Source organism: Rhizohabitans arisaemae (assembly GCF_025996515.1).
Classification (GTDB): domain Bacteria; phylum Actinomycetota; class Actinomycetes; order Streptosporangiales; family Streptosporangiaceae; genus Rhizohabitans; species Rhizohabitans arisaemae.
The window spans coordinates 331,997-344,452 of sequence record NZ_BLRH01000035.1; the positions used below are offsets into that span (position 1 = coordinate 331,997).

Genomic DNA, 12,456 nt, shown 5'->3' on the forward strand with positions numbered 1-12,456 from the left:
CAGGGGAGTGAGGCATGAACGGCTTCGACGGAATGTGGGGAGCACTCGCCGAGGTCGGGCGGGACCGGCACACCGGGGGCTACCGCCGCGACGCCTGGTCCGAACCCGACCTCGCGCTGCGGGAGTGGTTCGCGGAGGAGGCGGATCGGCGGGGCCTCTCCCGGTACGAGGACCGGAACGGGAATCAGTGGGCCTGGTGGGGCGACCCGTCGGCCGCCCCCGGCGTGGTCACCGGCAGCCACCTCGACTCCGTCCGCGACGGCGGGGCGTTCGACGGGCCGCTCGGCGTCGTGTCCGCCTTCGCCGCCGTCGACGAACTCCGCGCCCGTGGGGTGACCACCCCCCCGAGGCCGATCGGCGTGGTGTGCTTCAGCGACGAGGAGGGCGCGCGCTTCGGGGTGCCGTGCGTCGGATCGCGGCTGCTCACCGGGGTGCTAGACCCGGCCCGGGCCGCCGGGCTGACCGACGACGCCGGGGACACCCTCGCCGAGGTGCTCCGGCGGGCCGGGCGGGACCCATCCGGGCTCGGCCGGGACGACGAGACGCTCCGGCGTATCGGCGTCTTCGTGGAACTCCACGTCGAGCAGGGCAGAGGCCTGGTCGAGACGGGTGCCCCGGTGGGGGTGGCGAGCGCGATCTGGCCGCACGGACGCTGGCGTCTGGACTTCGCGGGACGGGCCGACCACGCGGGGACGACCGCCCTGGCCGACCGGGACGACCCGATGCTGCCGTACGCGCGGGCCGTCCTCGCCGCCCGGGAGATCGCGGAGCGCCGTGGCGCGGTGGCCACGTTCGGCCGGGTGCGCGTGGCGCCGGGGAGCGCCAACGCGATCCCCTCCCTGGTCCGTGCCTGGCTGGACGCCCGCGCGCCGGAGGAGGAGACGGTCCGCGGGCTCGTCGCCGAGCTCTCCGCCGCCTGCCCCGCCGAGGTGGTCTGCGAATCCTGGACCCCGGTGGTGGAGTTCGACGCCGTTCTCCGGGACCGCGTCGCCGCGGTGGCCGGTGGTTTGCGCGGCCGCTTCACCGGGGAACCGGAGATCCTTCCGGGAAATGTCGCCGAACCGAGCCGGGCGGGGGGTGACTGGACGGAGGGGAGACGGGATACTCCCGGAGGGGCACCGGTTCTGCCGACCGGGGCAGGACACGACGCTGGCGTGCTCGCCGGCGCGGGTGTACCAAGCGCGATGTTGTTCGTGAGAAACCCCACCGGCGTCTCGCACTCGCCCGAGGAGTTCGCCGAGCGGGAGGACTGCCATTCCGGGGTCACCGCCCTGACCGCTGTTCTGGAGGATCTCTGTGGACTATTGGTGTGAGCTGGCTTGGCTGCCCCCGGGAGAGGTGGTGAGCGGCGTCCTGGTCACGGTGGACGGCTCCCGCATCTCGGCGATCACCCCGGAGACGGCCGACCCGCCGCCGGGAGCCGTCGTCCTGCGCGGTCTTACCACACCGGGCTTCGCCAACACCCACTCGCACGCGTTCCACCGCGCGCTCCGGGGGCGGACGCAGGCGGATCGGGGGACCTTCTGGACCTGGCGCGAGCAGATGTACGGCGTGGCGGCCCGCCTCGACCCGGACAGCTACCTGGCCCTGGCCCGGGCGACGTTCGCCGAGATGGCGCTGGCCGGGGTGACCTGCGTGGGCGAGTTCCACTATCTGCACCACGCCGCGGACGGCAAGCCGTACGACGACCCCAACGTGATGGGGCACGCGCTGATCACGGCGGCGCGGGAGGCGGGTCTGCGGATCACCCTGCTCGACGCCTGCTATCTCACCGGCGGGATCGGCACCGCCCTGGTCGGCACCCAGCGGCAGTTCGGGGACGGTGACGCGGTCCGCTGGGCGGCGCGGGCGGAGGATCTCGCCAAGGCCTACCGCAAGACGCCCGAGGTGGAGGTCGGCGCGGCCATCCACTCGGTCCGCGCGGTCCCGCCGGAGCAGATGACGGTGGTGGTGGAGTTCGCCCACCAGCAGGCGAGCCCGGTGCACGCGCACGTCTCCGAGCAGCGCAGGGAGAACGAGGCGTGTGTCGAGGCGTACTCGGCCACCCCCGTGCAGCTGCTGCACGACCGCGGCGCGCTCGGGCCCCGGGCGACGGCCGTGCACGCCACCCATCTGTCGAATGTGGACATCGCGTTGCTGAGCGGCTCGACCACGCACGTCTGCATGTGCCCGACCACCGAACGCGACCTCGCCGACGGCATCGGACCGGCCCGGGCGCTGCTGGACGCCGGATCCCCGGTCACCATCGGCACCGACAGCCAGGCCGTGATCGACGTCTTCGAGGAGCTGCGCGCGATCGAGCTGGACGAACGGCTCGCCACCGGGAAGCGGGGCCACTGGCAGGCCCGCGAGCTGCTGAATGTGGCCACCGCGGCCGGGCACGCCTCGCTCGGCTTCCCCGACGCGGGATTCCTGGTCCCGGGCGCCTGGGCCGACCTGGTCTCCATCCGGCTGGACTCCGTCCGTACGGCGGGTGCGTCCAAGCCGACCGCGGTGGAGTCGGCGGTGTTCGCGGCGAGCGCGGCGGATGTGCACTCGGTCGTCTCGGGGGGCCGCCGGATCGTGGCGGAGGGGCGGCACATGCTGGGCGACGTCGGCGGGATGCTGGCCGACTCCATCGGCGCATTACACGAGTAGCTCAACGGGGAAGAAGGGGACATGGCGGACGCGACGCTGTTCGACGACATCGGGGTGCTCTTCACCGCGGATCCGGAGCGGGAGGAGCTGACCGACGCCGCCGTGATCGCCGCGGCGGGGGAGGTCGTCTGGGTCGGTCCGGCCAAGCAGGCCCCTCCCGCCGATCGGCGGGTCGACTGCGCCGGGGCCGCCGTCGTCCCCGGCTTCGTGGACAGCCACGCCCACCTGGTCTTCGCGGGCGACCGGAGCGCCGAGTTCGCCGCGCGCATGGCGGGCACGCCGTACTCCGCGGGCGGGATCCGCACCACCGTCGCCGCCACCAGGGCGGCCGACGACGCCACGCTGGAACGCGGCGTCGCGCGGCTGGTCGGCGAGATGGCGCGGCAGGGCACGACGACCGTCGAGATCAAGAGCGGGTACGGGCTGAGCGTGGCCGACGAGGCCCGCTCGCTGCGGATCGCCCGGGAGCACACCCCGGAGACGACCTATCTCGGTGCGCACGTCGTGCCCCCCGGCGTGGCCGCCGACGACTACGTCGCCCTGGTGACGGGCGAGATGCTCGACGCGTGCGCGCCGCATGCCCGCTGGGTGGACGTGTTCTGCGAGCGGGGGGCGTTCGACGGCGACCAGACCAGGGAGATCCTCTCCGCCGGGCTGCGGGCGGGTCTGCAGCCCCGGGTCCACGCGGGCCAGCTCGGCCTGGGACCCGGGGTGCGGATCGCCTGCGAGCTGGGCGCGGCCTCCGCCGACCACTGCACCCACCTGTCCGGCGAGGACGTGGCGGCGCTCGCCTCCTCCGGAGTGGTGGCCTGTCTCCTCCCTGGGGCGGAGTTCTCCACCCGATCTCCCTACCCCGACGCGCGCCGCCTCCTGGATTCAGGGGTTACCGTGGCATTGGCGACCGACTGCAATCCCGGCTCCTCGTTTACTTCGTCGATGCCCTTCTGTATCGCCCTGGCGGTGCGCGAAATGCATATGACCCCGGTGGAGGCTTTGCGGGCGGCGACGTCGGGAGGTGCGAAAGCCCTGCGTAGAGAGGATGTGGGCGTGATCCGGGTGGGATCGAGAGCGGATCTTGTGTTACTCGACGCCCCCTCGTTTATACATTTGGCTTATCGGCCGGGAGTGCCGCTTGTGGCCTCGGTTTGGCGATCGGGACAGCAGATCGCATAAAGGCACATCGGCCGAAAGTATGAACTAAGAATCATCCATTTGACGTACCACGTAAGGGAATTCTCCCTTCACCCCACTCGTTGGTCGGGGCGAACGGGATGTTCGACGTGGAGCGCGGGAACGCCCACAGGAACGGGGTGGCAACGGATGGTTCAGACGAAGAGGCCGCAGCGGGAGGAGCAGGTCGCGGAGCGGGACCTGCTGGGCACCTATCTGGTGGAGATCGGCCGTATCCCTCTGCTCACCGCGGAGCAGGAGGTCGAGCTCGCCAAGCGAATCGAGGCCGGCCTCTACGCCGAACAGCTGCTGGACAGCGCGCGCGCCGTCGCCGGCGAGGCGGATGTTCCCGGCGGCAGCCGTACCGCCACGCATGAGGAACTGGAGCGGATCGCCGTCTCGGGGCAGCGGGCCAAGGACGAGTTCATCCAGGCGAACCTGCGTCTCGTCGTCGCCGTGGCGCGCAAGTACTCCGGGCGGGGCATGCCGCTGATCGACCTGGTGCAGGAGGGGAACCTGGGCCTGGTGCGCGCGGTCGAGAAGTTTGACTACCAGCGGGGGTACAAGTTCTCCACCTACGCCACCTGGTGGATCCGGCAGGCCGTCGGCCGGGCCATCCACGAGCAGGCGCGGCCGGTCCGGCTGCCGACCCACGCGGGGGAGCAGATGACCCGGCTGATGCGGGTCCGCAGGGACATGCTCGCCGAGTTCGACGTGGAGCCGACCGACGGCGAGCTCGCCACCGCGCTGGAGCTCCCGATCGAGCGGGTCAGGGAGCTGCGGCGCTGGGCCTCGGAGCCGATCTCCTTGCAGCTCGGGGTGGGGGACGACGACGAGACCGAGCTCGGGGACATGATCGCCGACGAGAACTGGGCGGACCCGGAGGCGCGGGCGCTGGAGGTTCTGGAGCGGGAGCGGCTGGAGGAGTGGCTCATCGGGTTGGGCGGGCAGGCCCAGGAGATGCTCCGCTGGCGTTACGGTCTCGTCGACGGACGCGAGCACACCCTGACCGAGATGGGCGAACGGTATGGGATCGGGCGGGATCGGGCCCGGCGGATCGAGCGTGAGGCCCTGGCCAGGCTGCGTAAACTCGCCACAGCGGGCCGGGCCGCCTAGCCCGGGGGTCGAGGGGGGTGCGGGCCAGGAGGGGGGCTCCGCACCCGCCGCGATCGCGGGGGGCAATCCGGGTGGTCAATAAAGGGTGGTACAAACTCGGGTCAATCCATACCATATGTGATCCTGGCCACATTTCCTCTTAAATGACCCTCGGGATGTTATGCTGATGAGACCTGTTCAGCGGGGCTTGCGATGGAGTCGGAAGTACACAGCGCACTAAGCCCGGATCGCAGGCTCTCGCCTTGGGCGTGACGTCACCGCCGACGGCAAAACGAGTAGAGAGCTCACGAGGCAGGAAGCCCCTTATCTCCGATTTACGGATGAAGCGCAAGCATGGGGGAAGCCGCCCGCACAGGGACGTTCGGAGCGAATCCGCACGACAAGAGGAAGGCAGTACAGAGGGGGATCAATGATCTTGACGGCTGACGAACAGCGCCACACCTGGTTCGAACGGGATGTCGTCCCGATCACGGGCCAGCTCTACGCGTCCGCGATGCGCCTGACGCGCAACACCGCCGACGCCGAGGACCTGGTGCAGGAGACGGTCGCCAAGGCTTACACCTCCTACCACCAGTTCCGCGAGGGCACCAACCTCAAAGCCTGGCTGCACCGCATCCTCACCAACAACTTCATCAACGACTACCGCAAGAAGCAGCGCTCTCCCAAGCTCTCGGTGACCGAGGACATCGAGGACTGGCAGCTCGCCGCGGCCGAGTCCCACAGCTCCACCGGGCTCAAGTCGGCCGAGGCCGAGGCGCTGGAGCGCCTGCCCGACTCCGCGGTGATGAACGCGCTCCGCGACCTGCCCGAGGACTTCCGGATGGCCGTCTACCTGGCCGACGTGGAAGGCTTCCCGTACAAGGAGATCGCCGAGCGGATGGGCACCCCCATCGGCACCGTCATGTCCCGGCTGCACCGGGGCCGGCGCCAGCTCCGTACCATGCTCGCGCAGTACGCGCGGGAGGAGGGCGTGGTCAAGGCGGACCTGCCCGGCCAGCGCCAGGCGGCCTGACCCCTCAAGGCACCCGCATGCGCAGACGCACCCGGTAACCCAGGGCGTCGACGCGGATCTCCATCAGGTCGCAGAGCTGCCGGGTGATCCACATTCCGTACCCCCGGGGCGCCTCCGGAACCGGGGGCACGTAGCCGGGGAACCGCGAAGGCGCGGTCCCCGCCGGGTCGACGATCTCGCAGACGAACTCGCCGTCGTCCGTCCACAGATAGGCCGCGCCGTGGCCCGACCCGTGCTCGACCGCGTTGTTGGCGATCTCCGCCACCCCGAGGACGAGCGAGGAGGTCCGGTTCCGCGGCAGGCCGGCCCGGAGCGCGTGATAGGTGACGAAGTCGCGGAGGTTCTTCAGCTCCCGCAGGGAGAAAGACATCGTCCTGGCCGTCTCCGGCGGCGCGCCGAACGGCTCGGCGTCCCCGTCCAGCACCAGGTCCTCCGGGACGACGTACCGGTCGTTGATCGTCTCCCCGCCGCGGGTCAGCAGCAGCGGATGGGTGCGCATGGCGTCCGCCAGAACCTCGGGCGCGACGATCCTGGCGTCGTACATGCAGGCCACCCGCGACCCGCTCGTCGTGAACGCCCGGTTGACCATCGCCTCGTACCGCGTCCACTCGCGGACCTCCCGGGGGTCGCGCCCGTACCACACCGGCTCCCCGATGATCTGCACCTTGTCGCTGTCGTGCTCCCGCATGAAGTCGTTGTAGGCCGAGATCGTGCGCGGGGGGTGGAGGTACCAGCCGTCCGACAGGAAGAACAGGATCTTCTTGGCGTCCCGGCCGAGCGTGTCGTGGAGGAGATCCACATTGTCCTGCCTGGTCACCACCAGGGAAGGCAGCCCGGCCTCCAGTCCCTCGTCCAGGAACGGGACGGCCGACGCGAGGAACTCCTCGTCCGTCTCGAAGGGGAGGACGTAGTGCGCGAAGGTCATGCGGACCCGCCCGGGAACAGGCGCAGCCGGGACCGGCCGACCGCGCCCACAGGCCTGATGCCGGGCGGTCGAGACGGGTGCGTGAGGTTGCGTGCGTTCGCGCCGTTGGCGGGCACGCGACTCAAACTAACAAGGCTGTGCGAGGGGGTAAAGAGGCTCCTTCGACACGCGGGCGCCCGCCCACTCGCCGAAGACCCCGATCTCCACCCGGTCACCCGTGGTGACCTGGGGCGGGAGGTACGCGTACGCGATCGAGAGATTCACTCGACAACCGTAGCCCCCACTGGTCACGCGCCCCGCCGTCCGCCCTCCGACACGCACGGGTTCGCCGCCGAGACAGACGACGGGTGCCCCTTCGGGTTCCTCGTCCAGGACCAGGCAGCGGAGCGCGCGCCGCGGCCGCCCGTCCAGCAGGGCCCGCCGGCCGATGAAGTCCCCGTCCCCCGTGCGCACCGCGAACGTCAGGCCCGCCTCCTCCGGGGTGGTCTCCGGGGTGATGTCCAGACCCCACACGCGGTACCCCTTCTCCAGCCGCATCGAGTCGATCGCCCGATACCCCGCGGGGAGCATGCCGGACGGGGTGCCCGCCTCCGTCAGCAGGTCCCACAGCGTCAGCCCGTACTCGGACGGGCAGTAGAGTTCCCAGCCGAACTCCCCGACGAACGTCACCCGCTGCGCGAGCACCGGGACCCCGCCCACGCTGATCTCCCGTGACCGCATGAAGCCGAAGTCGAGGGGGTCGTCGGTGACGCGGGCCAGAATCTCCTTGGCCTTCGGTCCCCAGAGGCAGTAGCACGCGTGCGCCGAGGTGACGTCGGAGGTCTCCACCCCGTTCGCCCGGAGCCAGGCCGCGTCGTGCCTGCCGAAGGCCGTACCGGTGATCAGGCGGAACCGGTCCTCGTCGAGCCGGGTCACCGTGAGGTCGGCCTCGATGCCGCCGCGGCGGTTGAGCAGCTGGGTGTAGACGACCGAGCCGACCGGCCGGTCGATCCGGCCCGCGCAGACCCGCTCCAGCGCCGAGACGGGGCCGCGGTACTCCAGTTTGGCGAAGGAGGACTGGTCGAACAGGCCGGCCGCGTCCCTGGTCGCCAGGCACTCGGCCCGGACGGCGGGGGACCAGAGACGGCCCGCCCAGCCCCGCGGCCGTACCGCGTCCCCGCCCGCGGCGGCGTTGGACTCGAACCAGTTGACCCGCTCCCATCCGGCCTTCTCCCCGAATGCGGCGCCGAGCGCGAGGTGGCGAGGCCAGGCGGGTGATCGGCGCAGCGGGCGCGCCGCCGTACGTTCCTGTCCGGGATAGACGATGTCGTAGTACGTGCTGTAGGCGTCGATCGCCCGGGTCCGCGCCCAGGTCCCGCTCCGCGCGTACGCCCCGAATCTGGCGACGTCCATGCCGAAGACGTCGTACTCGGGGGTGCCGTCGACGATCCACTCCGCCGTCACCTTGCCGACGCCCCCGGCCGCGGCGAGCCCGTGCACACAGAATCCGGCCGCCACCCAGAACCCGGCGACCGAGGTCTGGCCGAGCAGGAACTCCCCGTCGGGGGTGAACGCCTCCGGACCGTGCACGGTCTTGACGATCGGGGTACGGCCGAGGGCGGGAAGTCGGCGAACCGCGGACTCCCACGACTCGGCGAACTGCGCCGAATCCGGGGGGAAGAGCGTGCGCGGCTCGTCGAGCGGGGTCGTCGTCTCCCAGATCTTGGGTGCGCGGACGTAGCCGCCGACCAGAATCCCGCCCTGCTCTTCCCGGAAATACACGATGTTGTCGGGATCCCGCACCGTGGGCGTGTCGCCGGGGACGCCGAACCCCTCGGTGACCACGTACTGATGCCGGATCGGGACGATCGGGACGTCTGCTCCGCCCATCCGCCCGACGACCCCCGCCGCCGCGCCCGCCGCGTTCACCACCGTTTCGGTCCTGATCCGGCCGGGTTCGCCCCCGGTGAGGGTGCGCACCCCGGTGACCCGGCCGTTCGCGACGTCGATCCCGGTGACCCGGACCCCGGTACGGATCCGCACCCCGAGCCGGCGCGCGCCCTCCGCCAGGGCCCGCGCCAGCGACGCGGGGTCGAGCCAGCCGTCGCCGGGGAGCCAGGCCGCGGCGAGCACGTCGTCCACGGCGAGCAGCGGGAGCCGCTCGGCGGCCTCGGCCGGGGTGAGCAGGTCGAGGGGGAGCCCGTAGGTCTCGGCCGAACTCGCCTGCCGGGCCAGCTCCTCGACCCGGGCCGGGGTGGTCGCCAGGCGCAGCCCGCCCACCCCGTGCCACCCCGGATCCAGGCCGGTCAGCTCGGCGAGCTCCGGGTAGAGCCCGGCGGAGTACATGATCATGCGGGTCTGGCTGATCGTCGAGCGGAGCTGGCCCACGAATCCCGCGGAGTGCCAGGTCGTCCCCTCGGTGAGGTTGTGCTGCTCGACCAGGACCACATCGGTCCAGCCCAGGCGGGCCAAGTGGTAGGCGACCGAACACCCGGCGACGCCACCCCCGATCACCACGGCCTGTGCGTCGTCCTCACGGTACATCGGTGCCTCCTCGGAGCCTTGCCACCACTTGATCATGCGTGATGGATGTCCGGATGGGTAGCCGGGTAGGGGGAAGCCGTACCGGAAAAGGGCCGAACCAAAAGCGGGATCGGCTGTCCGAAAACATTCCTGTAACGCGGAGCCCGATCAGACGATCAGACAGACAAAGATCGCGGTTCACATCGCCGCGGAATACGTACGCATTGACTCCAGTCAGCTTCGCGTGCAAGGGAGACCGCATGCCGCACTCCATCGAAGAGATCGTGGAGATGGTGGCGGCCTGGGCGGGTACCCCGGTGAAATACCGGCAAATCAAGGGCGGACTCAGTCACCGAATCGGTTTGGTGGAGACCCTAGATCACGATATTGTGTCGGCAACCGAAATTCGGAACGCGCAGCCGCGAGGGACCACCCGGCCGGCGCGCACCGGAGATCGGCAGCGGAACGGGCACCGGTGGCTGCTGCGTGTACTTGATCCCGAGGTCGCCTCGGCGGGTCTGGGAATCCCGTTGGAACAGGAGATTCTCAACACGGGGCACGCGGCGGTCACCGGTGTTGGGGCACAGATCGTGCACCGGCTCCCCGGAGTGCCCGCGCTCCTGCTCGAATACATCGACGGTCAAACCCTGGACGCCGCCTCCGTCGGCGAGCCGCGGCTCATCCCCGACATCGCCGCCGCGTGCCGGAAACTCCACGCCGGGCCGCGATTCGTGAACGACTTCTCGATCTTCCGCAAACTCGACGAACTCCTCGGGCGGTGCCGGAAGCACGGGCTCGGCATCCCGGACGGCTACCTCGACCGGCTTCCGCAAGCCGACGAGATCGAACGGGTGCTGCGGGCCCGGCCCGCGGCCACCGTACCCTGCCACAACGACCTGCTCCCGGAGAACTTCATCCTTCAGGAGTCACCCCGGCGGGTCCGCATCGTCGACTACCAGCTCTCCGGGAACAACGACCACGCCTTCGAACTCGGCGACGTCGCCGCCGAGGCACGTTTCGACGACGACCAGGTCGAACAGCTCGTCTACGCCTACCACGGCGGATACGGGGCCGGCTACGGCGCCGGGTTCGACCGGAGCGCGGCCCGGGACTCGCTCGACCGGACCCGGCTCAACGCGATCATGTCGAACTTCACCTGGACGCTGTGGTTCTCCGTCCACCACGGGCTGCTGGCCGGAAAAGCCGCAGACGCCGACTTCGACTACGCCCAAGAGGCGGCCGACAAGTGGGCGCGAGCCGTACAGGCCCTGGACGACCCCGGATTCGGCCGCCTCATCGACGAGGTCCGGAGGGCTTGATGCTTCGCGCGATACCGTACGCCCCAAGGAGGCCCTGTGGCCAAGACCCCCCACCTGGACGACGACAGTAAGCGATTGGCGGAGCTCGGCTACAAACAAGAGCTCTCGCGGACCTGGAGCGGATTCTCCAACTTCGCCATCTCGTTTTCGATTATCTCGATCCTGGCCGGCTGTTTCACGACCTTCGGCCAGGCGTGGAACAACGGCGGACCGATCGCCATCTCCTGGGGCTGGCCGATAATCTCGATCTTCATCTTGATTATCGGCCTCTGCATGTCCGAGCTGGTTTCCGCGTATCCCACCGCGGGCGGCATCTACTGGTGGGCGGCGAAGCTCGGTAAACCCGTCCACGGCTGGTTTACCGGCTGGTTCAATCTCATCGGGCTCATCGCGGTCACCGCGTCCGTCGACTACGGGTGCGCGACGTTTCTCAACATCACCATCGGCCGGTTCAGCGAAAGCTGGACGAATTTCCTCACTCCGCTCAACCGGACCTTCATCCTCTTCGCCGTGATCCTCGTCCTGCACGCGCTGATCAACATCTACAGCCACCGGCTGATCTCGCTGCTGCAGAACGTCTCCGTCTACTGGCACGTGGTCGGCGCGGCCGTGGTCGTCCTCATCCTGATCTTCGGCCCCGAGCAGCACCAGTCGCTCGACTTCGTCTTCACCGAGACGTTCAACAACTCCGGCTTCGCCGACTCCGCCTACTGGTTCTACATCCTGCCGCTCGGCTTCCTGCTCACCCAGTACACGATCACCGGCTTCGACGCCTGCGCCCACGTCTCCGAGGAGACCCAGGGGGCAGCCCGGAGCGCCGCCCGCGGACTCTGGCAGTCGATCTTCTACTCGGCGATCGGCGGCTGGATCCTGCTCCTGGCCTTCCTGTTCGCCGCCACCGACGTCGACGCCGTCAACAAGGAGGCCGGATTCGTCGGCGCCATCTTCACCTCCTCCCTCACCCCGACCATGGCCACCGTCGTGTTCGGCATCTCCACCATCGGCCAGTTCTTCTGCGGAATGAGCTGTGTGACCTCGATGTCCCGGATGACCTACGCGTTCGCCCGGGACGGCGCCATCCCCGGCTCCCGGCTCTGGGCCAAGGTCGACCGGAACCGGACCCCCGTCAACGCGATTCTGGCCGGCTGCTTCGCCGCCCTGCTGCTCACCCTCCCCGCCCTCTACGAGGCCCCGAACGGAGCTCCGCTCGCCTTCTACGCCGTGGTCTCCGTCGCCGTCATCGGGCTCTACCTGGCGTTCCTCATCCCCATCTGGCTCCGGCTGAAGATGGGGGACCGATTCGAGCCGGGCCCGTGGAACCTCGGCCGCTGGTACAAACCCCTCGGCTGGATCGCGGTGATCGAGATCGTCGTGGTCTCGGTCTACTTCGTCATGCCGGTCGTGCCCGCCGCCGTCCCGTTCAGCGACGACTTCACCTGGACCGCCGTCAACTACGCCCCGATCGTCCTCGGCGTCATGGTCGTCTCGGTGGGGCTGTGGTGGGCACTGTCGGCCCGCCGCTGGTTCACCGGCCCCCGCCGCACCGTCGACGACACCCCCGAACCCACCCCCGAAGGCGAGCCGGTCGGCTGACCGTTCACCGTGCCTGACCGGCTGAGACCGGTCTCTTACGGGTCGCGTGCCGTCTGAATGGGCCGTGCGGATCGAATCGGTCCGTACGGACTCTTCGCGATGGGCGCTGTCGTGCCCGCTTGATCATGGACTCCCTCGCCGCACGCTCGGTGCGCCCGGCCTTCCGGCGCGGTTGCCGTCAC

At 70.0% G+C, this 12,456-nt stretch carries 9 protein-coding genes; 7 read left to right on the forward strand and 2 right to left on the reverse strand.

Going from position 1 to position 12,456, the window contains the following annotated elements:
* Positions 1–14: 14 nt before the first annotated feature.
* From RUR_RS23680 to RUR_RS23700, 5 genes are all read left to right on the forward strand, one after another.
* A complete protein-coding gene (locus RUR_RS23680; protein ID WP_283137363.1) occupies positions 15–1,313 on the forward strand; it encodes an allantoate amidohydrolase in 1,299 nt (432 codons plus the stop codon).
* Positions 1,297–2,637, forward strand: a complete 1,341-nt coding sequence (locus RUR_RS23685) for a formimidoylglutamate deiminase (RefSeq protein WP_346349061.1) — start codon at positions 1,297–1,299, stop codon at positions 2,635–2,637. The genes RUR_RS23680 and RUR_RS23685 overlap by 17 nt, the downstream gene beginning before the upstream one ends.
* A gap of 21 nt (positions 2,638–2,658) precedes the next feature.
* Positions 2,659–3,810: an imidazolonepropionase gene (gene hutI / locus RUR_RS23690; RefSeq protein ID WP_283137364.1), complete on the forward strand. Its 1,152-nt coding sequence runs from the start codon at positions 2,659–2,661 to the stop codon at positions 3,808–3,810.
* Between the two features lie 147 nt (positions 3,811–3,957).
* A complete protein-coding gene (locus RUR_RS23695; protein WP_283137365.1) occupies positions 3,958–4,923 on the forward strand; it encodes a sigma-70 family RNA polymerase sigma factor in 966 nt (321 codons plus the stop codon).
* Between the two features lie 409 nt (positions 4,924–5,332).
* Positions 5,333–5,935 (forward strand): sigma-70 family RNA polymerase sigma factor, encoded by a 603-nt coding sequence (locus tag RUR_RS23700; protein ID WP_283137366.1) that lies wholly within the window; start codon positions 5,333–5,335, stop codon positions 5,933–5,935.
* A gap of 4 nt (positions 5,936–5,939) precedes the next feature.
* Here the strand turns inward: RUR_RS23700 and RUR_RS23705 are convergent, their stop codons facing one another.
* Complete coding sequence (locus RUR_RS23705; RefSeq protein WP_283137367.1) at positions 5,940–6,860, reverse strand: sensor histidine kinase; 921 nt, start codon at positions 6,858–6,860, stop codon at positions 5,940–5,942.
* A 126-nt stretch (positions 6,861–6,986) separates the two neighbouring features.
* The gene (locus tag RUR_RS23710) at positions 6,987–9,383 is read right to left on the reverse strand and encodes a GcvT family protein (RefSeq protein ID WP_283137368.1); all 2,397 of its coding nucleotides are present in this window, start codon (positions 9,381–9,383) and stop codon (positions 6,987–6,989) included.
* A gap of 239 nt (positions 9,384–9,622) precedes the next feature.
* Here RUR_RS23710 and RUR_RS23715 point away from each other — a divergent pair, with 239 nt between their 5' ends.
* Together RUR_RS23715 and RUR_RS23720 are read left to right on the forward strand one after the other, a co-directional pair.
* Positions 9,623–10,681 (forward strand): phosphotransferase, encoded by a 1,059-nt coding sequence (locus RUR_RS23715; protein ID WP_283137369.1) that lies wholly within the window; start codon positions 9,623–9,625, stop codon positions 10,679–10,681.
* Between the two features lie 36 nt (positions 10,682–10,717).
* Entirely contained in the window at positions 10,718–12,274 is a 1,557-nt protein-coding gene (locus tag RUR_RS23720; RefSeq protein ID WP_283137370.1) for an amino acid permease, read from the forward strand.
* Positions 12,275–12,456 lie beyond the last annotated feature (182 nt).